Genomic DNA, 22,414 nt, shown 5'->3' with positions numbered 1-22,414 from the left:
AAGTTAATAAATTTATTTGAGTGAGCGTTTATACAAAAGGAGCATGACGGCAAGTGAGGCAATCATCAGATAAGGATAAAGCCCGATGCCATTGGTGTATTGGGAAACCATTCCCATCAGGCCGTTCATTGCAGTCTGGCCAATGAGGGCTATGGCAAGCGCCACGCTGAATGCTGTTCCCGATAAGGACGGGTACCGGCTTCCAAGAATGCTGAGTATCACGGGATACGTGGCCGACAGCCCCATACCTACCAGCACCATGCCGACTGCCGCACGTGCAAAACCCGGCGAGAACATAAGGAAACAGAAGCCTATGGCAGTGAGCGTAAGGCTGTAGGGCAGTACGGTTTCCGGTTTTATCTTCTTGAATATCGCAACTTGCATCATACGTGCTACGGTCAGTCCCGCTACCATGCAGGTCAGTGCAATCAATGCCTGATTGGCCGGAATATCCGTCATCTGCCCAAAGTAACTCGTGGACCAGTTGTTGCAGACACCCTCGATGCCGCTTTGGAAAAAAAGAATGAAGCTGAGTAGCAGTAAGCTGCTTTCTTTCAGCAGTCCCAATCCCTCTTTTACCGGGAAACCTTGCGCCTGCTTAGGGGCGGGGAAGCGTACGGGGATACAGAATATAATGCCCGCAAGCATCACTACGCCAATTCCCAGCAAGATGGTTTCGAATGAATAATGTCTGGAAAGGGAGCCCAGCAACATCGGTATGCCCAATGCGCCCAGTCCGTAGAACATGCCCAGAAAACTGAGGCGTGAGCCTTTTTCGGATTCTCCTGAGATGTCGGATACCAATGCATTGGTTTCTCCGTTGAGGATGCCTCCGCCCAGGCCGATGCCGACGATGGAAGCTTGCAGCAGTGGTACGCTTTCAAAGAAGGCAAGCCCTTCCATCCCCAGCAGTACGATGATGCAGCTGGGCACCAGCAGGGCTTTATGTCCGAACCGGTCTACGATGGGACCGAAAATCAGGGAACCGGCCAGCATGCCCAGAGGCAGGAAAGTGACCAGTGAGGTTGTCTGCAACCCGCTCAGATTCAGCTTGGCTATGAGGGATGGCAACACTGCTCCCAATGTAATCATGGAGACTCCGAAGAAACACATCCCGATGCACGCTGCCGTGAATACGAGATTCTTGTGATAACTGTTACTCATACAAGTGATTTTTGATGGCAAGAAACGCTGCTCCTATCAGTCCGGCATTACCGGACAACTGAGAAGGTACAAATTCCACCTGCTTGATGCTGAGCGGTTGCGCCCATTTGCAGGCTTCCTTGTAAATGTCATCTATAAAGATACCGGCAGGGCCGAATACGCCTCCGCCCCAAATTATCTTCTGCGGGTTGAGCAGGCTGACCAGATTTGCGGAAGCCATGCCCCACATCTCGACGGCTTTGTGCAATACGGAGATGGCAATAGGGTCTTTTTCATTATAGGCACTGAACACATCATAGGCCGATATGCGGCAGATGGGTTTCTGGCGCAGTTTTCCTTTGTATGCCTTGTTGGCGCGTACGGCATCGCGTACCCGTGCCCCGATACCATTGCCGGAAGCGTAATATTCGAAACATCCGCATGCGTCATACTCTTCCCGGTAGGGAGGTTGCAGGGCCATCCAGCCGGTGGCGCCGATAATGTCGTTGGCTCCGTGCAACACGTGCCCGTCGATGATGATGCCGGCACCGATACCGGTTCCCACGGCAATGAATATGGCACTGTGACATTCTTTGGCGGCACCTTGCCACATCTCTCCATACATATAGCAGGTACGGTCGCTGTCGATGTATATCTCGATGCCCGGAGGCGTTACACTGCGCAGCTCCTCATAGAGGGGGTAGTTGTCCCAGCCCGGTATGTTGGGGGCCCATACCCGGTTGGTTTGGGAGTAAACGATACCGGGGATGCAGACACCTATTCCGTCGACGTGTATACGGCTTCTGCGTGCTACGGTAAGAAGTTTGGCGAGGATATCCGCGGCGAGCTTGCCCACTTCGTGACCGGTTCTTCCTTTCAGGAGCCGTTTGCGGTTAAACATCATGCTTCCGTCCGGAAAGAAAATGGCGCTGGCTATTTTTGTGCCGCCTATGTCCAATGCGATTGTTGCCATGGTGTTATAGTATTTATAGGTTGATTCATTAAGGTTGTATGCAAAGCTATGAATTTATTTCATTCTTGAGGTGTATAAACTGAGGAAATTGTGTGTAAAAAGAGTGTCTAATCACTAAATTGTGTTTAATGTAATTGCGCTTGGATGTACTCTTTCTCAATTAATTAGTTATATATCAGTGGATGAAACATTTTTTAGTACAGGTGGAAATTCTTTGTTTTATGTTCGTTAACAAATCGGGTGGAAAGTATTCTTGTTTTTGCAGGTTCATCCCACGGAAAAATCCTATATTTGCCACTTACATAAGGAATATGTATGGAAACCAAATCTACGCTCTATAATGAGTTCCCTCTTTTTCTGAAGCGATATTTTTCCTATAAGGTACAGAAAATATCGCTGAATGCCGGTTTTACGTGCCCCAACCGGGATGGAAACAAAGGAGTCGGCGGTTGCACCTATTGTAACAACCAGACCTTCAACCCCGATTATTGCCGTACGGAGAAATCCATTACCCGCCAGCTGGAAGAGGGCAAGCAGTTCTTTGCACACAAATATCCGGAGATGAAGTATCTCGCCTATTTCCAGGCCTATACCAATACGTATGGCGAACTGGAAGACCTGAAGCGGAAATACGAGGAAGCCTTGTCGGCAGACGGGGTGGTGGGCCTGGTCATCGGCACCCGTCCTGACTGTATGCCCGACAGCCTGCTGGACTATCTGGAGGAGATGAACCGGCATACCTTCCTTTTAGTGGAGTACGGCATAGAGAGTACCGACGACAAGACACTTTGCCGCATCAACCGCGGGCATACTTTCCATGCCGCCGCCGATGCGGTGGAAAGAACCGCTTCGCGCGGAATCCTGACCGGTGGGCATGTCATCCTCGGACTGCCGGGCGAGACGCACGAAAGCATCGTGGCACAAGCCGGCGTACTGTCCCGTCTGCCGCTCACTACCTTGAAGATGCATCAGCTGCAACTGATAAGGGGCACCCGTATGGCTCTGGAGTACCGGCAGCATCCCGAAGATTTCCATCTGTTCGGTGTGGAGGAATATATCGACCTCGTGATAGACTATATCGAGCATCTGCGGCCGGACTTGGTACTGGAGCGTTTCGTTTCCCAGTCTCCCAAGGAACTACTCATTGCACCCGACTGGGGACTAAAAAATTATGAATTTAATCACCGGGTTCAAAAAAGAATGAAAGAACTCGGTGCATATCAGGGAAAGAAGTATGAAATGTGAGAAAAAAGAATTATTTTTGCCGCAACTTTAAATGTGGAATCAATCTAAATAAAGATACAGTTATGAACCCAAAAACAGTGATAAAAGGAAAAATCCACTACGTGGGAGTGAATGACCGCAATAAGCATTTGTTTGAAGGCATGTGGCCGTTGCCGTACGGGGTTTCCTACAACTCTTACCTGATAGATGATGAGACGGTCGCTTTGGTCGATACGGTAGACATCTGCTACTTCGAGGTGTATCTGCGCAAGATAAAGAGCATTATCGGCGAGCGCCCCATCCAGTATCTCATCATCAACCATATGGAGCCGGACCATTCGGGCTCTATCCGCCTGATAAAGCAGCATTATCCCGACATCATCATCGTGGGCAACAAGCAGACCTTCGGCATGATAGAGGGCTTTTATGGCGTGACGGGCGAACAGTACATGGTGAAGGACGAGGATTTTCTGGCTTTGGGGCATCATAAGCTCCGTTTCTATATGACCCCGATGGTGCACTGGCCCGAGACGATGATGACTTTTGACGAAACGGAAGGAGTCCTTTTCGCCGGTGACGGCTTCGGCTGTTTCGGTACGTTGGACGGCGGGTTCCTGGATACGCGCATCAATCTGGACAGATACTGGGACGAGATGGTGCGTTACTATTCCAACATCGTGGGCAAGTACGGCTCTCCGGTGCAGAAGGCACTTGCCAAGCTGGGCGGTCTGCCCATTTCCACCATCTGCTCCACGCACGGGCCGGTGTGGACGGAAAACATAGCCAAGGTTATCGGCATCTACGACAAGTTGAGCCGCTACGCCGCTGACGAAGGTGTGGTCATTGCTTACGGTTCCATGTACGGCAACACGGAGCAGATGGCGGAAGCCATTGCGGCGGAACTTTCTGCACAGGGCATCAGGAACATCGTGATGCACAATGTGAGCAAGAGCAATCCTTCTTATATCATTGCCGACATATTCAAGTATCGCGGACTTATCATCGGCAGCCCCACCTACAGCAACCAGATTTATCCTGAGATAGAATCCTTGCTCTCCAAGATTCTGGTACGCGAAGTGAAGGGACGCTATCTGGGATACTTCGGCTCCTTCTGCTGGGCGGGTGCCGCCGTGAAGCGCATGGGCGAGTTTGCCGAAAAGAGCAAGTTCGAGATTGTGGGCGACCCGGTAGAGATGAAGCAGGCCATGAAGGACATTACTTACGAACAATGCGAAAACCTGGCACGTGCCATGGCAGAGCGTTTGAAGAAGGATAGGAAGTAGTTGAAAATTACCCCTAATTTATTAACCTAATAAAACAATCACAATGAGACTAATCATTCAACCGGATTATCAATCCGTATCAAAGTGGGCGGCACATTATGTGGCTGCCAAGATCAAGGCCGCTCATCCGACACCTGAAAAACCGTTTGTATTGGGATGCCCCACCGGTTCTTCTCCGTTGGGCATGTACAAGGAACTTATCGACCTGAACAAGAAAGGCATCGTGTCTTTCCAGAATGTAGTGACTTTCAATATGGACGAGTATGTAGGTTTGCCCAAGGAACATCCCGAAAGCTACTATTCCTTTATGTGGAACAACTTCTTCAGCCATATAGACATCAAGCCGGAGAACACCAATATCCTGAACGGCAACGCTGCCGACCTGGATGCCGAGTGTGCACGCTATGAAGAGAAAATCAAGTCCTACGGCGGCATCGACCTCTTCATGGGCGGTATCGGCCCCGACGGACATATCGCTTTCAACGAGCCGGGTTCTTCCCTTTCGTCACGCACCCGCCAGAAGACATTGACTACCGATACCATCATTGCCAACTCCCGTTTCTTTGACAACGACGTGAACAAGGTGCCCAAGACTGCCCTGACCGTCGGTGTCGGTACTGTGCTTAGCGCCCGCGAGGTAATGATTATCGTAAACGGACACAACAAGGCACGTGCCCTCTATCATGCAGTCGAGGGTCCCGTGATGCAGATGTGGACTATCAGCGCCTTGCAGATGCACGAAAAGGGTATCATCGTTTGTGACGATGCGGCCACCGAAGAATTGAAGGTGGGTACTTACCGCTACTTCAAGGATATTGAGGCAGAGCACCTGGATGCGGAAAGCTTGCTGAAATAAGCAAACTAATAAAAGTTTTGCAATTCCACCCTCACCACCCTCACCGCTTGTCTGCATCTGCTTGTTCATCGGTGTTTCAGGGGTGAGTGAGAGCAATTTAAAAGGGTGAGGGCAAATTTTGCCCTCACCCTTTTTGTTCTCCTGATTTTGGTTGACTGTTTTCAGGACAGGGCGTTATATGATGAAAACGGGCTCTGCTCCGCTGTAAGGCTTTGGGTGCCAATGTTAAAGATACCAAATACTCACTGCAAAACCAGTGCATCGTTTTTGCAGTGCCGCTGCAACATAGATGCAGTGCCACTGCAACTGTTTTGCAGTGCTACTGCAACGCCTTTGCAGTGTTACTGCAAAAGATGTGCAGTAGGTTTGCAGTGAGGGCTTGTGATGAAAAAGCCATGGGCGTGCTTTCTTTTTTGCGGAATATGTGCTATCTTTGTCATACTTGTAATTTAAACAGTAGCAGCTATGGAATTGAGTGGCAGACGCTATCCGATAGGGATACAGAATTTTGAGCAACTGCGTACGCGGAATTGTGTGTATGTGGATAAGACGGAGCTGGTGTACAAATTGGTGAATACAGACCAAATTTATTTCTTCAGCCGCCCCCGTCGGTTTGGCAAAAGCTTGCTCGTGTCTACGCTGGAGGCCTATTTCCAGGGGAAAAAGGAACTTTTCGAAGGGCTGGCTATGGAACGTCTGGAGCAGGAATGGGAGGTTTGCCCGGTGCTGCACGTTGATTTCAGCTTGACGAAATATACTGAGCTGCGTGACTTGACGGGGCAATTGAATTTGTTTTTATCTCGTTGGGAAGAAATTTACGGAAAAAAGGAAGAGGAAGAGGGGGCGGCAGAGCGTCTGCAAGGCATCATCCTGCGTGCCTACGCCAAGACCGGAAAGCCGGTTGTAGTGCTGATTGACGAGTACGATGCTCCTCTGCTTGACAGTAATTCCGATGCCCTTTTGCAACAACAGCTTCGCAACGAGATGCGCAAGTTCTTCAGTCCTCTCAAGGGGCTGGGGCAATATCTCCGTTTTCTTTTTATCACGGGTATCAGCAAGTTCAGCCAGCTGAGCATCTTCAGCGAACTGAACAATTTGCAAAATATCAGTATGCGCGATGACTTCAGTGCCCTCTGCGGCATCACCGAGGAGGAACTGCTGACGCAGTTGAAACCCGATATTGAGCGGATGGCCGAGGCTAATGATGAGACTTACGAGGAGGCATGCTTGCATTTGAAGCGGCAATATGACGGTTATCATTTCAGTAAGGCTTGTGCGGATATTTACAACCCGTTCAGCCTGTTCAATGCTTTCAATTCCAAAGAATACAAGAACTATTGGTTCTCCACGGGCACGCCTACTTTCCTGATAGATATTCTGCGCCATGCAGACTTCGATGTGCGTGCGCTGGAAGGTGTTGAGGCTACCGATGAGCAGTTTGATGCGCCTACGGAACAGATAACGAGTCCCATCCCGGTGCTCTACCAGAGCGGTTATCTGACCATTAAGGGCTATGACCGTAATTTCCAAATCTATCGTTTGGCCTATCCCAACGGTGAGGTCCGTAAAGGGTTCATTGAATCCCTGCTTCCCTCTTACGTGCACTTGCCTGCCCAGAACAACACCTTCTACGTCGTCTCTTTCCTTCGCGACTTGATGAAGGGTGATGTGGAGAGCTGCCTGGAGCGTACCCGTTCCTTCTTTGCCTCCATTCCCAATGATTTGGAGAACAAGACCGAAAAGCATTATCAGACCATTTTCTATTTGTTGTTCCGGTTGATGGGGCAATATGTGGAGTCGGAAGTGAAGAGTTCCGTAGGCCGTGCGGATGTGGTGGTGCAGTTGCAGGATGCCGTTTATGTCTTCGAGTTCAAATACGACGGTACCCCGGAAGAGGCGTTGGCGCAGATTGACAGCAAGCAGTATGCCCTCCCTTACCGGGCGGACGGCAGGCGTGTGGTCAAGATTGGTGTGAATTTTGACAGTGCCACGCGGACGATTGGCGGGTGGAAAATAGCTAAAGCGGATTAGAAACTCTTGTAAGTATGCTTATGCCATATTTTTATGGTTTTCTCGTTTTTCTTCAAGTATTTTATCTGCTGCGCAATGGTATCTTACCATTTCTTATCAGGCGAGCACGGTAAGAAGATGATTAAGATTGGTGTCCCTTGTAAAAAAATGCTTAACTTTGGGGGCGGATTAGTATTAGACACACCACATGGACGAGAAAAGAGAGAGACGACAAATGCTATTGACATGCGTTGCTATAGGGATTATTGCAGCAATAATTACCGGTTGGTTCTTGTATCAGAACCGGATGGAGTTCTGGAAAACGCAGGCACGGAGTACTTTTCGTGTGGCTTTGGGAGAGGAGTTGCAGAAAAGAAATATGGAGATACCTTTCTATGTGGAGGAGAATATTGACTTATCCATCATGGATGCCAATGACCGAAAGAAGGAACTGATAAAGGTATCTATGATAAGTAAATATGGAGAAAAAAGTTTCATCATACCTTATGAAAAGCATATTCATAATATAGAGCGTCCTTCTGATTGGAGGTTAATACGTTCGATTGTACTTGAAGACCACCCTTTGATTGCCGACTCCTTGAACTTGCTGTGGAAGGAATTGTTGGGGCAGATTGAGTATCCCGGAAAAACGGTAGTACGCATATTTGTGACGGATTGGTGGGAGCATGAGGCTTGTAGTTATTCCGAAGACTCTCTTTATTTGTCAAAATCGGATAGTTTGGATACTCATTATTTAGGATATAGATGCGAAGTGGGTGTCACCGGATACCTTTATGGTCCTTGGTGGATGATTTTTTCTTGGAAGGATATGTTTTTGCTGGGTGCTTTGATTGTCTGTTGCACTTTGCTGTACTTTGTGCACGACTATATGAGTCGGATTTATCATCGTCTTTTTGTCAAGGAAATATCTGTCGTTGTAGAAAAGGAAGTTCCGGTAATTGTCTGCCATGAAAGTCAATTACATATTTATCGGTTGGAGGATGGATTACGTTTTGATGCTGATTTGGATATGTTGAAAAACGGTGATTTGTGTGTGAAGTTGACTCCACTATCGGCCAAATTGCTGCGAGGTTTTTTGGATGCCAAAGACTTCAAACTGTCTAATGATGAAATTCTGAATCTACTATGGCCGGATGGTAACGGTACTTTGAATAATCTGCATACAAATATCAAAAGATTACGTGGATATTTATCTCGAATTTCAAATTATAAGATAGAAAATAAAAACTTCAGTTACCAATTAAAAAATCCCCATTTCATCGAAGAAATCCCAGAGTAAGTAGTCTCTCTACAATAGGTTGGCAATAACTGACAATGCCTGTTTTTACTTGATTGTCAGTTATTGTCAGCCCGAAAATTTGGATGAAGCTTTTGTTTTCTACACCTTTGTCACCATCATTCAAATTGCAGTTATTAATATGAAAAACATGAAAAAGAAAATCTTATTTATTGGTTTGTTTTTGGTAGCAGTCGTCGCATCCTTTCGATTAAATACCAAATGTAAAAAATTAGAGTACTTGATATTGGAGAATATAGAAGCTTTGGCATCCGGAGAATCGGGGAACGATTATAGATGTGCTGGCGTTGGTTCTGTGGATTGTCCGATCAATCATAGTAAGGTACAATATGTAGCAACGAAATATAGCTTTGAAGAACTTTATTAACATATTGTTCTTGTTCATTGCTTTAACGGCATGTACCTCTACTCCCCACTGTGAAGGATTGTCTTATACAGATTTCTCGCAAACGCGGGAACTGAAAGGAACAGTTATTCCGCTGGATACAGCTTTGTTCCGTTACCCTTTCCGTATTCGGATACAGGGAGATAAGGCTGTGGTGATGGATTTGCATGGGACAGACTATTTCTGTCATGCTTTCAGTTATCCGGAATTTCACTACATATCCTCTTTCGGCAAGCGGGGAGAATCTCCTGATGAGCAGATTTCTGTCGAAAATATCCGGTGGTATGGGGAATCTTTGTGGTCTCTCGATGCCAACAAGTCTGAATTAACTCGGTTTGGTTGTGATTTATCCGGTGATTCACTGTTTCGTCAAGAAGCAGTGAACCTGGATAAAGATATTCTTCGGGCTTTGGACTTTGTGATGGTGGATGATTCTACCTTTATTATTCCCGATTATTCGGGAGACAACCGTTTTTGTCGGGTGAACAGGCAAGGCGGACTGTTGTATAAAATGGGGGCAATCCTTTCTTCCAATGAGGATGCCATGAAGCATGCTCGTCCTGCATTGGCGCAGGCATGGCGCAGCTTCATCGATTACAATCCCCGAAACGGAGTGCTGGCGGCGGTCACCCAACTGGGCGAAGTGCTTGAAGTCTTTAACTTGAAAGACAGCACGCACGTGGTACGTATCGGGCCTCATGGCGAGCCGGAATTCAAATTGTCAGAAGGCTATGGCATTCCTACGGGCATCATGGGCTTCAGCGATGTGCAAGTGACGGACAGTGCCATTTATGCCGTTTTTCACGGACGTTCTTTTAAAGAAATAGCCCAGAATGCACGGAAAGGCATCCAAGTGGATGGTGGACAATATATTTATGTATTCAACCTGAAAGGAGAACCTCTCTGTAAATATGTACTCGACCATTGTATCTATGGCATCTCTGTAAATGAGCAAAAAGGGACGATTCTTGCTACGGATGTAAACAAGGATGAACCGATAATAGAGTATACAATGAAATAAAAGAAAAATATAAATAGGAATGGAGAGGAACGGACGGCAAACGTCTTGTTGGTGCATGATGAGCCGTCCGTTCCATAACCCACCCAGAAAGGAGGTCGAGGCAAAGATACGGATTTGGATTGAATAAGCAAAATGTTTGCTTTCCCATTGAAAGGATAGATATGGAAGACAAAACAAAATATTATTGATTAAGAAAAACAAAGAAAACAATGAAAAAGATAATGAAAATAGCTTTTGTTGCAGCATTTGCGGCAGTGGCAGGATACGGTGTTTATGCTAACCAACAATCGGAAACTATGTCTGATTTGATGTTGGCTAATGTGGAAGCGTTGGCAGGTAGTGAATATGATAGACCTTTTTATGTAGCTCCTTGCAAAAATGGTCCGGGTTCTGAATGTCGTTCCACTAAGTATGATGAAGGGAATAGGTGTGGAACATTGACATATTGTTAATGGTTATGAAGTCTTTGAAATTTATATTCTTTATACTTATAGCGTTTTTGGCATCGTGCATGGAGCAGAAATCGCAAAATAAGATAAAAAATAATATCGTTGAAGTAGAAGTGGAGGAAATGAAATTTCCTCCACAAACTGTATTGCAGCTTAAGTCTTATTATTTATCTTCTGCAGTTCATACAGATTCGGCAGATTTCCTTATTGGTTATAATTATAGGCTGCATTCATTGGACTATATGAATTTACAGTCGAAAGAGGTCACTCAAACTATATTGTCTGATGAAGGTCCTGATGCTGTGATTTCTTTGACCGGATTATATGCCAATTCGTTAGATTCGATATGGATGTCTGATGAATCGGAACGTGTGTTCTTGTTGGATAATGCAGGACAGATTAAAACTACGGTGAATTTGAAAGAGTATTTACAAGATACAGAACAATTATTGATTAACACTAATCATGCGATGTTCACTTCTCACTTGTATTATAATGAAATTCGTCAATCATTAATGTTTTTAGTCAAAAAAATGGCATCCCAGACTTTTGTGGTTAGAGAATTGTTTCTGGATAAGGGAAAAGATGCTATAGATTATGAATTGGAACCCTCTAGAATTATTCCAGATATAACTTCCGGATATGCCTTTATAAATGCTCCTAATGTAAATTTTACAACAACGGATATTATATATAATTATCCGTTTGAGTCTTCTGTTTATACTCTTGATATACAAACTGGAGAAAGAAAATATGTTCCGGCTCAGAGCCAATATACTGAAAATATAGTGGAAAGGGTTGAACCGGGAACAGATTATTCTACTATAGAAAAGTGCAGAATACAAAATCCTCATTTTTTTGATGTGATGTATATACCGAAGTTGAAGAAATATGTTCGCTTACATTTAGGAGGAGTTGATTTTGATGAAAAGAGAGGAAGAGATGAACTAATGAACGACCGTATTTTATATTTAATGATTTTTGATGAAAAGATGAAAGTATTGGGTGAGTCTAAATTATTGGAACATCGGTATAATAATTTTACAGGTTGGTCGGTTTCTTATAATGGAGTTGCACTTTTTGTTGATAATATTTTAGATGAGGAAGATGATACGGAAGATTTGGCTATAGATGTGATTCTTTTTCCCTAATAAAATATAGTTGTAAATGAAATATTGTGTTATTGTATTATTCGGTATATTGGGGCTGTTTTCTTGTAAGGATAAACAACGTGAAGTGGTAATGTCTATGTTTCGAGAGTGGGAGGGAAAGGAACTATATTTTCCATCTCATTCTGTATTTACTATACAAGGTCGGGATACTGTAGATTATTATTTGCAGGCTAAAAAAAAGATAGTGGTTTATGTTGATTCGACAGGATGTACTAGTTGTAAACTGCAATTACCTGAATGGAAAAAGATAATTCAAACTATGGATTCTTTATGCCCTAGTGAGTTGCAATTTCTTTTTTATTTCACTCCTAAAGAAAAACAAGATATTCAGAGACTATTGTTGGAAAATAGATTTGATTTTCCAATATGTATAGATAAATGGGATTCGATTAATATTATTAATAAATTTCCTAAGAATGCCAATTTCCATACTTTTTTATGCAATGAAAAGAATGAAGTTATGGCAATAGGTAATCCTGTGCATAATCTTAAAGTGCGAGAGCTCTATTTGAAGATTATACAAGGTCGAGAAGTAAAATCTGATGATGAAGACAATGTTGTCCAAACAATTGTCGATGTAGATAAGGTATCGATAACTATGGGGGATTTTGACTGGCAAAAAGAACAGAAGGCTACTTTTACCATAAAAAATATAGGAGATAAACCACTGGCAATAGAAGGAGTAGATACGTCATGTGGTTGTATTTCTGTAGAGTACTCCAAAGAGCCGGTTCGTCCGGGAATGGATTTGAAAATATTTGTCATTTATAAGGCGGATTATCCTGAGCACTTTAGTAAAACGGTAACAGTGCATTGTAATTCAGAATCTTCTCCGATAATCTTGAAGATTAGTGGGGATGCAAAGTAGCTGGTTGGTGTGATGAAGGAGCGAGTGATACCGAGAAAATGGTTGGATGAAGAGAAACGGACAGCAAACGTCTTGTTGATGCATCACGACCGTTGAAAGGATAGATATGGAAGATAAAACAAAATATTATTGATTAAGAAAAACAAAGAAAACAATGAAAAAAATATTGAAAATGGCTTTTGTTGCAGCATTTGCAGCAGTGGCAGGATATGGTGTTTATGCTAACCAACAATCGGAAGCTATGTCTGATTTGATGTTGGCTAATGTGGAAGCGTTGGCAGGTAGTGAAATATCGAATCCAGGTTGTGACCCCAGTTGGGATAGGGAATGTTGTGTTTGCTTTAATGTACATCATACATATGCGTATGCTAATGGTAAAAATAGTTGTGAAACTCGAAAGAATTGTCATTATTAGTGGAATTTGACAGCTTAATGGTTGCTTAAAGACTATAAATAGAGCACTGTAGAATATTTATAAAATTCGTTGGATTATGTAACTATTTTGCGGTGCTCGCTAATAAAAAATAGTATATAATGAAAACATATTATTATTTGCTTATACTTTTTTTCTTGTACGGCTGTGCAAATGAGAAAAAACAGAATGTAGAATATGTGAGTGCAACTTATGAGTTGCTGGATGATGAAATAGCAACTACCATGCCGGGAACCTTACGCGTAGCCGGTGATTTTTTGGTGTGGGAGGACCCTTTTGCGCGCGACTATTTTGTACATGTGCACGAAAAAGAGACCGGTCGTAAAGTGGGAGTGATGGGAAAGGTAGGAGAAGGTCCGCGTGAATTTATCACAGGAGGTATAAATGGCTCATGTATCGACAATCGTTTTTTTGCCGTGGATGCTAATGGAAAGACGCGTGGCTTCTTGTCTCTTGATAGCTTGTCGCAAGGTAAAGATGCGTTTATTCCTATGACGGAAGAGGAACGGTTATCGCGTCCTGCCATGGCTGAATATGCCAAGAATGTGTATATTGGAATTGCGGATGCTGGTGCGGAACATTGTTTTGAAACCCTATTGCATGGGCAGACTTCTTCGTTTGGCAATTATCCCATTCCGCAGGTGAAACAATATTTAGGGGGAGAGAGAGGATATAATGCATCTCGTGGAGTATTTGTCTGTTCTTGTTATGATTTCCCTTATTTAGCATTGTATCAGCAGGGTGAGGATGAATTTTCATTTGTATGGGAATGGCGAACGGATGGTGACGAATACGAGATTCGGAACAATGAGGTGATTTTTGACCGCAGGGTAAAAGGTGTCCGGGGACTCTGTATGAGTAAGGATTTTATTATTACATTGCAACGAGACCGTAGTAAAGATGATACGGATGAATCTACAGTGGGAAGGGATGCAAGCAAATGCCCTCGTACTGTTTTCTTGTATGATTATGATGGAAATTTAGTGAAGATTGTTGATTTGGGTATTCCCGTAATGCGTATAGCATCTGAAGAACAGAGTAATACGTTGTATGCCATAGGGGTGAATCCGGATTTTGTCTTGGTGAAATATGAATTATAAGATAGGGCATTTAATCGTTATTTGCGTTGCACTACTTCTTTGTGTGGCTTGTGGGGAACAGCGTAATGCTGTGGCTGTCGTCTATAAAGAACATTTTCCTATAGATACAATGCTTCCTATTAAGACATATCCAGCAGAAGAATTGGTACGTCCCGCTCGGATGAATAGAATCAACAATCGGGTGATTGCTTTTGGGGGATATGAAGAAGTAGGAATCTATGATTACCCCGATTTAAAATTCATAAAGAAAATGGTGCTTCCCGGTCGTTTTTCTGTTTCTCAAGGAAAAGATTGTTTGTATCTTGAATCGGGAGGAGAAGTGGATGCCTATACCTTGAAAAGTGATTCCTTGTGTAAAACATCTTCTTTTTTTATTTATAAAGTAAGTGAAAATATTGGGACGGTGCAAGAGTTGAATCCCGGGGTGTATATATATGCAGATAGGAGAAAACATCCGGGAGTGTCTGAATATCATGTGACAGATATTCAGACGGGAAGGAATGTCTCAGGGGGGAATTATCCGGAAAATGATATTCGTTTTAAGAATTTGGAAAGCTTTAAATCGGCTTATTATCATTATCTGATGATGAAACCGGATAGGAGTGCTTTTGTGGTTACTTACGCTTCTTTGAGACGTATCCGGATCTATGATCGGAATGAAAATTTGCGGCATGACGTCTTTCTGGAAGGTGGGCTGGGAAATTACAAGGTAGTTCCCGCTCGCCCTTCAGAGCAGTATTGGCATTTTAGTTGTCCGTTTGTAACGGATAGGTATATTTATTTGATAAATCCGAATCAGTTGGGTGCGGGGCCTTTGCTTCCGCATTGCAATTTGTTGGTTTTGGATTGGGAAGGGAATTTGGTCGCTAAATATCGTTTCAGTGTGCTTATCAATGATATATTTGTAGATGAAGAGAGAAAAATTCTTTGTGGAAGTTGCTCTGATTATGAAAGTACACGATTCTTCAAGATGGATTTATTAGATAATTGATTGAAGGTAGTTTATAAATGATAACTTATGAAGAATTTTATAATAATAATCTTAGGTTTTGTGGTATTTGCTTCATGTGGAAAATCCAATAAAGACAAATCTTTTTCTTTGTTACAGAAATGGATAGGAAAAGAATTGAGTTTTCCTGCTAGGCCGGTTTTTACGATTCAAGGAAAAGATACGGTAGAATATCCCATTCAAAACGCATATAAAATATTGACTTATATTGATTCTACGGGTTGTACCAGTTGTAAACTGAAACTTGCTGAATGGGAAAAGTTTATCACCGTAGTCGATTCTATACGACCTCATACGGTACAGTTCCTTTTTTTCTTGTGTCCTAAAAATGGAATGGAGATATATCAAACTTTACGGGTGGAAAGGTTTAAACATCCGATTTGTATTGATGAAGGAGACTACTTGAATAAGTTGAATCATTTTCCTGCTGATATGGCATTTCAAACTTTTTTGTTGGATAATGATAATAGAGTTGTAGCTATGGGTAATCCTATCCATAATTTGAAAGTACGAGAGCTCTATTTGAAGATTATACAAGGCAGAGAAGTAAAATCTGATGATGAAGACAATGTTGTTCAAACAATTGTTGATGTGGATAAAGTTTCGACATCTATGGGGAATTTCGACTGGCAAAAAGAACAGAAGGTTACTTTTATCATGAAAAATGTAGGCGATAAACTGTTGGCAATAGAAGGGGTGGATACGTCTTGTGGCTGTATTTCTGTAGAGTACTCTAAAGAGCCGGTTCGTCCGGGAATGGATTTGAATTTGTCTATTATTTATAAGGCAGAACATCCTGAACATTTTAGTAAAACAGTAAGAATACATTGTAATTCGGAGTCATCTCCGATAATACTTACGGTTTCTGGTAATGCACAGTGAGTGTTTAAAAAAGTAAAAACGAAAATTAATAAGGTATGAGGAAATCTGTGTGGTTGTTTACATTATTGCTTCTTTGCTCTTGTGTGAACAACCATCGTTTGAGTAAAGCGCTTGAACTGGCTGGGAGTAATCGGGGCGAGTTAGAAAAGGTACTTATCCACTATAAAGATAGTGGGGAGAAATATAAAGCAGCTTGCTTTTTGATTGAGAATATGCCTAAATGTTACAGTTACAAAGGGTGGCTGATAGATACGTTGAGATATTGGAAAGCAACTACGGATTCTTTTGGTATCATTGATAGTAGTCAAGTAGCAAAATGGGAGAAATATCCGGCTTCGATGATGAATAAAGAGTATGATATTCATGTTATAACTGCTGATTATCTGATTCGTAATATAGATCAAGCCTTTGTGGTCTGGAAGAAAAGGCCTTGGAATAAAGATCTTTCCTTTGATGATTTCTGTGAATTGATTCTTCCTTATCGTATCGGTGATGAAACGCTTGAAGACTGGCGGAGTGTATACAGCGAGGAATTCTCGTTTTTATTGGACTCTGTTTATATAGGAACAGATGTAATGGAAGCCACGAAGGTTGTTATGGAGAACCTGAGGGAAAGGGGATTTCGGTTTAATAATGACTTTGATTCACCTCATATGGGTGCTCTTTTCCTATTGGAGCATCGGGCCGGAAAATGTGTGGACATGTGTGATTTTGGACTTTATGTTTTGCGCTCATTAGGAATTCCGGCCACAGCAGACGTGTATTTCTTTGAATCGGAATCCCGAATGGGCCATATCTGGGATGTAGTGAGAGATTCTTTGGGAAATTTTGTTAATATAAACTCTTTCCATGTGGCTAAATTTAAGTGGGACGTGGACGGAAGAAGGATAGGGAAGGTATTTCGCTATTGTTATGGTCTACAAAAAGAGAAACTGAAGTTTCTGAGTGTGAAAGATGAGATACCTCCCTTGTTCAGACATTGTTTTGTGAAGGATGTTTCTGAAGATTATTTTAAAGATGATTTGGTGTTGGATTTAAGTGATGTAGAAGACGACTATGTATATTTGGGAGTATTTCGTCCGCAAACGGCAGGAGAGGGAGTGGATATAGCTAAATTGAGGAAAGGAAAAGCGACTTTCAATAATATAGAGGCTAAAATGATATATATGCCTCTTGCTTATGAGAATTCAACCTATAAGCCCATAGGTTATCCCTTTTTCTTTGACGGTAAGGAGGCACATCCTTACATTCCTGATTTGTCTGTAAAGGATACTGTCGTTTTAAAAAGAAAAGCTGCTTTCTTTGACTGGATTAGATACTGTTTCAATATCATGGTAGGCAGTAAATTTGAGGTGTCAAATAGAAAAGATTTTTCAGGGAATGAACCATTTTATTGTATTTGCGATACCCCACATACCAACCGTACTTTTATACATTTGCCAGAACCGGTGAAAGGACGGTATGTTAGGTTCTCTACGCCAAAAGATATACGTATTGAATTGGCCGAGTTGTCTTTCAGTTATGATGGAGTGAAGGTGAATCCTCTGAAAATAGAAGGAGATGTTTCGGAAAATAAGTATCTTAAAATAGATAATATTATTGACGGTGACGTGCTTACTTACTATTTACCTAAAAAGGGAGGTGCTTCTATGGTGATTGATTTTGGTAAGGAGATATGTTTCAATGAATTGATGTATATGCCCAGAAATGATGATAATTTTGTCCGTATAGGCGATGTTTATGAGTTGTTTTATCATGGGGGAAAAGATGGATGGATTTCGTTGGGACAGAAAAAGGCTACCGATACTTTTTTGGTGTATGACAACATGCCTAGGGGCGCACTTTTTTATCTTCATGACATCACACGTGGCAAAGAGGAGCAAGTATTTCGGATTGAGAACGGAAAGCAGGTTTTCATATCAAATTTTGGGAAATGAGGTTTCGGAATAATTTATTCTTGCGTAAGTTGTTGGCTTGGGGCATTAATTTAGTCAATGGATTGTGTTTTGTGGCTTTTGGGGGACTGTTGGCTCAGTTGTTGCTTGCCATTTCCTTTAAGATTCCTTCTGATTCGATGGAACCTTCCTTGTTGGCAGGAGACTATATTCTGGTTGATAAGTGCTCAAAAGGAGCGAGGCTGTTCGATGTGTTTGCCGCATTGGAAAGGAAAGAGGTTAAGATTCATCGTATGCCCGGATGGAGGGAGTTCAAGAGGAATGATGTGCTTGTATTCAATTTTCCTTATCCGGGAAGTTGGGACAGCATTGCCTTTGATGTAATGTCATATTATGTAAAGCGTTGTATAGCAGTTCCGGGAGACACTTTGGAAATCAAGGACTGCCATTATAGGGTGAAAGGGCATGACGGATACTTGGGGAATACTGCTGCACAAGATAAATTGCAAAAATTACTTGACTCCGAGGAATTTGTGAATAGGGGAATAGTGGTTGAAAGTTATCCTTTTGATAAAGAACTGGGCTGGAGCATTGCCGAATTTGGGCCATTGTACATACCGGCTAAAGGAAGTGTAGTAGAGATGGATTCACTGAACCGGATGCTTTATAGAAATCTGATAGAATGGGAACAGAAGGAGAAACTGACGTTCAGGAGGGATACTGTATTATTGGGAGACAGTGTTATAAGCAGATACTGTTTCCGTGAGAATTATTATTTCGTATCCGGTGACAAGATGGAAAACTCGAAAGATTCACGCTATTGGGGACTGTTGCCTGAACCTTTTATTGTAGGCAGGGCTCTACGTATTTGGAAATCGAAGGATGATAGGTCAGGAAGTATAAAATGGGGACGGGTATGGAAGAAAATAGAATAAGGCAAACGGGAAATGCAGAATAAGGATTTTTACATAGGGAGATGGATTACGAAATGTTTGCTGATATGTTTCATGGTGGCATCGTGCAGCCGGTATCCAGCCAGAGTGGAAGAAATGCTTGCCTTGTCGGGTAGTAATCGTGCGGAATTGGAGAAAGTGCTGGAGCATTATGTAGACAGTGCGGAGAAGCGTGAGGCTGCTGAATTTCTGATAGCAAATATGGTAGGTATTTATGTCGTGGATTCTGCTGTGCAAGAACGGCTTGCTCCTTTCTATGAACAATGCGACACCTTGCGGGAGCTTTACAAGGACAAGCAGCGGATGCGTTGGGTGAATGGGGTGGATAGTTTGTGGAGTGCTTTTCGGGATGGAAGGAATGTCGACATCAGTACTGTACCTCTTTTGCAGGTGGTGACGGCACGCCAGATGATAGCCGAGATTGACCTTGCCTTTCGTGTTTGGAAAGAGAATGTATATTCACGGGATTGCCCTTTCGAGGAGTTTTGTGAGTACATACTTCCTTTCTATCGAGGCAGTTTTGTGCTGGACGGATCGCGTGCTGATTTTGCAAATGAGTATAAAGGATTCTTTTCCCGCAATAACAGTACATTCAATGCCGATGTGGACTCGTTGATGCGTCTGCAAGCAAAGATCGCTTTTTCTTCTTTTAATGGGGCGAATGTGCCGGCTGTCAGTTGTGGAGCGCTGCAAAAAATGGGTGGTGGGACATGTGTCGAAAAAGGGGTATTCAACTCTTTGTTGTTTTCTGCTTTAGGTATGCCTATAACAGTCGATTTTGTACCATTGTGGGGAAATAGGGCGGGCGAGCATTCGTGGAATGTGCTGGTGATGAATGGGAAACATTATGCTTTTGATCCCTTTGTGACACATCGGAATTGGTTCCACAATCGGCTTTACGCTAATCTGGGGCTACATGCGATGTTTGGGTTGGGAGAATTTCGCTGTCCAAAAGTGTATAGGAAGACTTATGCCACACATGTAGAGGCTACCTTGCTGGACAAAGGGGTTGTGATGGAGGATATCCCTTCGTTGTTTAGGAATTTCAAGATGATAGATGTTTCGGCACAATACTTTGAAGGGACTGACGTAGAGGTGGAGCTGACAGAGGGCACACCGGAAGATGCTGAATATGCCTATCTGTGTGTATCTGATTCTAAAGGATGGGCTCCGGTACAATTTGGAAAAATAGAGGGTAGAAAAGCTGTGTTCAGGGATATGGGGCGGAACATAGTGTACTTACCTGCTTATTATAGGAAAGGATGTATACTGCCTGCCGCTCCACCTTTGTGGTTGAAGGCGGATGGGGAGACGGTATTGCTGGATGGCAAGACTCCGGGAGAAGACACATTGGCAGTAAGGAATATGATGTTGACACCTTATTGGAATAGCAGGTACGCCAAATGTCTGAGAGATGCAAGTATCACGGTACAGGCTGAGGACGGAAAAGAAGACACGTTGTGTAATTTTGACAGAGAACTTCCGGCAAGGCGTATGGTATACGATATATGTCATGATTCCGGGGTGCGTTTTCTCAAGATGCATCTGCCGACGGATAGCATGGCATTGGGAGAACTCGCTTTTTATACCCGGGAGGGACGGGTGAAGAATCCGCGTATTTCGTCTGCTCTGGAGCCTTTGTCGGAAACCAGGATGGAAACTGTGTTCGATAGGTTTACTGCCACTTGTTTTCGGGCAAAAGTAAAGGAGAAAGTTCTGGAGATAGACTTGGGAGAAACATGCCGGTTGACGTCGGTGGTGATAGTCCCTTATGTGACGTCGCAGATAACTGACGACAGTGTATATGGGCTGTATATATGGAAAGAAAGCGGTTGGCAACTGTTGGAAGAACGGGAAGGGGATAAGTGTGGCGTTTTATTCTTTGAAAATGTGCCGGGAAATGGGTTGTTCAGGTTGGACAGACACATGGGAAATGGTAAGGAATATACTGGCCGGATTTTTGTTTATAAAGATGGAGAAATGTTGTTGATGTAAAAAGAAAATGGAGACGAACGATAGACAGAAAAGTTGGTTGAAAGTGTGGGGAGGCAGATTGTTGAATATGATCTTCTTCTTTTGTATGTTGTTTGTGGTATATTTGGTATCAGGAGTCTTTATAGTTACTTCCTTCAAGATTCCTTCCGATTCGATGGAACCGTCTTTGCAGACGGGTGATTGTATATTGGTAGATAAATGTTCAAAAGGAGCGAGGCTGTTCGATGTGTTTGCCGCATTGGAAAAGAAGGAGGTGAAAATTCACCGTATGCCTGGGTGGAGGAAATTCAAGAGGAATGATGTGCTTGTATTCAATTTCCCTTATCCGGGAAGATGGGACAGCATTGCCTTTGATGTAATGTCATATTATGTAAAGCGTTGTATAGCAGTTCCGGGAGACACTTTGGAAATCAAGGACTGCCATTATAGGGTGAAAGGGCATGACGGATACTTGGGGAATACTGCTGCACAAGATAAATTGCAAAAATTACTTGACTCCGAGGAATTTGTGAATAGGGGAATAGTGGTTGAAAGTTATCCTTTTAATAAAGAACTGGGCTGGAGCATTGCGGAATTTGGACCATTGTATATACCGGCTAAGGGAAGTGTGGTAGAGATGGATTCACTGAACCGGATGCTTTATAGAAATCTGATAGAATGGGAACAGAAGGAGAAACTGACGTTCAGGAGGGATACTGTATTATTGGGAGACAGTGTTATAAGCAGATACTGTTTCCGTGAGAATTATTATTTCGTATCCGGTGACAAGATGGAGAACTCGAAAGACTCACGCTATTGGGGATTGTTGCCTGAACCTTTTATTGTAGGCAGGGCTCTACGCATTTGGAAATCGAAGGATGATAGGTCAGGAAGTATAAAATGGGAACGGGTATGGAAGGAAATAGATTGAGTGAAGTTAGGCAGATAACTGTATGGGTGATGCTTTGGATGGTCTCTATGACCTTATTTTCATTGGTTGGCTTTGATGCCTCCGGTCTCCTTCCGGGAGAAACAGTCGGGCAATGGGTGCACTTTGACAAGACTTCTCTTTGGGGGACAGGATGTATTCTGCTGGTATTTTTCTTTATGACTCGCAATCGTTTGATAACGTTGGATTCTGTGATTTCCTGGACATTGGTTGTTTGGGCTGGCATTGAGGCTGTTTGGGGATTGAGGCAGCTTTATGGTTATGCTGTGTCCAACCATTCCTTGTATGTATTGACAGGTTCTTTCTTCAATCCGGGGCCTTATTCCGGCTATTTGGCCATGATACTTCCGGTCTGTCTGCATCAATGGCTGACCAAGAGGGGGGAGATTCTCTGCTCTGACCGGAATGATGGAAGAAGATGGAAAAAGGTGATGGATAAGGCTGGAACTATGGTCGCTGGTGGTGTGATGCTGCTTATCCTTTGTGTGCTTCCGGCAGGAATGAGCCGTTCGGCATG

General features: G+C 43.2%; 20 protein-coding genes and 1 pseudogene. 19 read left to right on the top strand and 2 right to left on the bottom strand.

Annotation, left to right across the window (positions count from 1 at the left end; all coding sequences use genetic code 11):
* Positions 1-12 precede the first annotated feature (12 nt).
* Positions 13-1,164: an MFS transporter gene (locus DWZ67_RS14455; protein WP_016274106.1), complete on the bottom strand. Its 1,152-nt coding sequence runs from the start codon at positions 1,162-1,164 to the stop codon at positions 13-15.
* A complete protein-coding gene (locus tag DWZ67_RS14450) occupies positions 1,157-2,116 on the bottom strand; it encodes an ROK family protein (RefSeq protein WP_005823887.1) in 960 nt (319 codons plus the stop codon). The genes DWZ67_RS14455 and DWZ67_RS14450 overlap by 8 nt, the downstream gene beginning before the upstream one ends.
* A 315-nt stretch (positions 2,117-2,431) precedes the next feature.
* On the opposite strand from DWZ67_RS14450, the gene DWZ67_RS14445 reads away from it, so the two are divergent.
* The 19 genes and pseudogenes from DWZ67_RS14445 to DWZ67_RS14350 form a co-directional block, all read left to right on the top strand.
* On the top strand, positions 2,432-3,361 hold the full coding sequence (locus tag DWZ67_RS14445) for a TIGR01212 family radical SAM protein (protein ID WP_117713609.1): 930 nt from the start codon (positions 2,432-2,434) through the stop codon (positions 3,359-3,361).
* A 62-nt stretch (positions 3,362-3,423) separates the two neighbouring features.
* Complete coding sequence (locus DWZ67_RS14440) at positions 3,424-4,623, top strand: FprA family A-type flavoprotein (RefSeq protein WP_016274104.1); 1,200 nt, start codon at positions 3,424-3,426, stop codon at positions 4,621-4,623.
* 43 nt (positions 4,624-4,666) lie between these two features.
* Entirely contained in the window at positions 4,667-5,479 is an 813-nt protein-coding gene (gene nagB / locus DWZ67_RS14435) for a glucosamine-6-phosphate deaminase (protein WP_005823882.1), read from the top strand.
* A gap of 465 nt (positions 5,480-5,944) precedes the next feature.
* Positions 5,945-7,510, top strand: a complete 1,566-nt coding sequence (locus tag DWZ67_RS14430; protein WP_120139151.1) for an ATP-binding protein — start codon at positions 5,945-5,947, stop codon at positions 7,508-7,510.
* A 187-nt stretch (positions 7,511-7,697) separates the two neighbouring features.
* Entirely contained in the window at positions 7,698-8,789 is a 1,092-nt protein-coding gene (locus DWZ67_RS14425) for a transcriptional regulator (RefSeq protein WP_243635171.1), read from the top strand.
* Between the two features lie 148 nt (positions 8,790-8,937).
* Positions 8,938-9,174, top strand: a complete 237-nt coding sequence (locus DWZ67_RS14420; protein ID WP_117866960.1) for an NVEALA domain-containing protein — start codon at positions 8,938-8,940, stop codon at positions 9,172-9,174.
* Complete coding sequence (locus tag DWZ67_RS14415) at positions 9,158-10,213, top strand: BF3164 family lipoprotein (RefSeq protein WP_410492081.1); 1,056 nt, start codon at positions 9,158-9,160, stop codon at positions 10,211-10,213. Before DWZ67_RS14420 ends, DWZ67_RS14415 begins: the two co-directional genes overlap by 17 nt.
* Before the next feature lie 209 nt (positions 10,214-10,422).
* Complete coding sequence (locus tag DWZ67_RS14405; protein WP_016274099.1) at positions 10,423-10,665, top strand: NVEALA domain-containing protein; 243 nt, start codon at positions 10,423-10,425, stop codon at positions 10,663-10,665.
* A 59-nt stretch (positions 10,666-10,724) separates the two neighbouring features.
* Entirely contained in the window at positions 10,725-11,813 is a 1,089-nt protein-coding gene (locus DWZ67_RS14400; RefSeq protein ID WP_230469233.1) for a DUF4221 domain-containing protein, read from the top strand.
* Between the two features lie 16 nt (positions 11,814-11,829).
* Positions 11,830-12,702 (top strand): DUF1573 domain-containing protein, encoded by an 873-nt coding sequence (locus DWZ67_RS14395; RefSeq protein ID WP_016274097.1) that lies wholly within the window; start codon positions 11,830-11,832, stop codon positions 12,700-12,702.
* Between the two features lie 154 nt (positions 12,703-12,856).
* Positions 12,857-13,117, top strand: coding sequence for an NVEALA domain-containing protein (locus DWZ67_RS14390; RefSeq protein ID WP_016274096.1), 261 nt, complete (start codon positions 12,857-12,859; stop codon positions 13,115-13,117).
* Positions 13,118-13,236: 119 nt separating this feature from the next.
* The gene (locus DWZ67_RS14385; RefSeq protein WP_016274095.1) at positions 13,237-14,235 is read left to right on the top strand and encodes a hypothetical protein; all 999 of its coding nucleotides are present in this window, start codon (positions 13,237-13,239) and stop codon (positions 14,233-14,235) included.
* Positions 14,225-15,226: a hypothetical protein gene (locus DWZ67_RS14380; protein ID WP_133302946.1), complete on the top strand. Its 1,002-nt coding sequence runs from the start codon at positions 14,225-14,227 to the stop codon at positions 15,224-15,226. Before DWZ67_RS14385 ends, DWZ67_RS14380 begins: the two co-directional genes overlap by 11 nt.
* Positions 15,227-15,253: 27 nt before the next feature.
* Complete coding sequence (locus DWZ67_RS14375) at positions 15,254-16,126, top strand: DUF1573 domain-containing protein (protein ID WP_016274093.1); 873 nt, start codon at positions 15,254-15,256, stop codon at positions 16,124-16,126.
* A gap of 35 nt (positions 16,127-16,161) precedes the next feature.
* Positions 16,162-18,063 carry a hypothetical protein gene (locus DWZ67_RS14370; protein WP_035450051.1) on the top strand — a complete coding sequence of 634 codons (1,902 nt, stop codon included), beginning with the start codon at positions 16,162-16,164 and terminating at the stop codon, positions 18,061-18,063.
* Positions 18,060-18,956, top strand: coding sequence for a signal peptidase I (lepB, locus tag DWZ67_RS14365; RefSeq protein WP_120139145.1), 897 nt, complete (start codon positions 18,060-18,062; stop codon positions 18,954-18,956). Before DWZ67_RS14370 ends, lepB (DWZ67_RS14365) begins: the two co-directional genes overlap by 4 nt.
* A 12-nt stretch (positions 18,957-18,968) precedes the next feature.
* Positions 18,969-20,969 (top strand): hypothetical protein, encoded by a 2,001-nt coding sequence (locus DWZ67_RS14360; RefSeq protein ID WP_120139143.1) that lies wholly within the window; start codon positions 18,969-18,971, stop codon positions 20,967-20,969.
* A 7-nt stretch (positions 20,970-20,976) separates the two neighbouring features.
* Complete coding sequence (gene lepB, locus DWZ67_RS14355; protein ID WP_120139141.1) at positions 20,977-21,879, top strand: signal peptidase I; 903 nt, start codon at positions 20,977-20,979, stop codon at positions 21,877-21,879.
* A pseudogene (locus tag DWZ67_RS14350) lies at positions 21,861-22,414 on the top strand (hypothetical protein); the annotation flags it as partial. The gene lepB (DWZ67_RS14355) and the pseudogene DWZ67_RS14350, both read left to right, overlap by 19 nt.

The organism is Bacteroides sp. AF34-31BH (assembly GCF_003602795.1).
In the GTDB taxonomy this organism is placed as follows: Bacteria; Bacteroidota; Bacteroidia; order Bacteroidales; family Bacteroidaceae; genus Bacteroides; species Bacteroides uniformis.
Note: the sequence above shows the minus strand (reverse complement) of the source record. Positions and strands in the feature narration are given on the sequence as shown.

Coding starts and splice junctions, on each gene's coding strand:
- DWZ67_RS14455 (WP_016274106.1), bottom strand. CDS start 1,164: ATGAGTAACAGTTATCACAAGAATCTCGTATTCACGGCAGCGTGCATC.
- DWZ67_RS14450 (WP_005823887.1), bottom strand. CDS start 2,116: ATGGCAACAATCGCATTGGACATAGGCGGCACAAAAATAGCCAGCGCC.
- DWZ67_RS14445 (WP_117713609.1), top strand. CDS start 2,432: ATGGAAACCAAATCTACGCTCTATAATGAGTTCCCTCTTTTTCTGAAG.
- DWZ67_RS14440 (WP_016274104.1), top strand. CDS start 3,424: ATGAACCCAAAAACAGTGATAAAAGGAAAAATCCACTACGTGGGAGTG.
- nagB (WP_005823882.1), top strand. CDS start 4,667: ATGAGACTAATCATTCAACCGGATTATCAATCCGTATCAAAGTGGGCG.
- DWZ67_RS14430 (WP_120139151.1), top strand. CDS start 5,945: ATGGAATTGAGTGGCAGACGCTATCCGATAGGGATACAGAATTTTGAG.
- DWZ67_RS14425 (WP_243635171.1), top strand. CDS start 7,698: ATGGACGAGAAAAGAGAGAGACGACAAATGCTATTGACATGCGTTGCT.
- DWZ67_RS14420 (WP_117866960.1), top strand. CDS start 8,938: ATGAAAAAGAAAATCTTATTTATTGGTTTGTTTTTGGTAGCAGTCGTC.
- DWZ67_RS14405 (WP_016274099.1), top strand. CDS start 10,423: ATGAAAAAGATAATGAAAATAGCTTTTGTTGCAGCATTTGCGGCAGTG.
- DWZ67_RS14400 (WP_230469233.1), top strand. CDS start 10,725: ATGGAGCAGAAATCGCAAAATAAGATAAAAAATAATATCGTTGAAGTA.
- DWZ67_RS14395 (WP_016274097.1), top strand. CDS start 11,830: ATGAAATATTGTGTTATTGTATTATTCGGTATATTGGGGCTGTTTTCT.
- DWZ67_RS14390 (WP_016274096.1), top strand. CDS start 12,857: ATGAAAAAAATATTGAAAATGGCTTTTGTTGCAGCATTTGCAGCAGTG.
- DWZ67_RS14385 (WP_016274095.1), top strand. CDS start 13,237: ATGAAAACATATTATTATTTGCTTATACTTTTTTTCTTGTACGGCTGT.
- DWZ67_RS14380 (WP_133302946.1), top strand. CDS start 14,225: ATGAATTATAAGATAGGGCATTTAATCGTTATTTGCGTTGCACTACTT.
- DWZ67_RS14375 (WP_016274093.1), top strand. CDS start 15,254: ATGAAGAATTTTATAATAATAATCTTAGGTTTTGTGGTATTTGCTTCA.
- DWZ67_RS14370 (WP_035450051.1), top strand. CDS start 16,162: ATGAGGAAATCTGTGTGGTTGTTTACATTATTGCTTCTTTGCTCTTGT.
- lepB (WP_120139145.1), top strand. CDS start 18,060: ATGAGGTTTCGGAATAATTTATTCTTGCGTAAGTTGTTGGCTTGGGGC.
- DWZ67_RS14360 (WP_120139143.1), top strand. CDS start 18,969: ATGCAGAATAAGGATTTTTACATAGGGAGATGGATTACGAAATGTTTG.
- lepB (WP_120139141.1), top strand. CDS start 20,977: ATGGAGACGAACGATAGACAGAAAAGTTGGTTGAAAGTGTGGGGAGGC.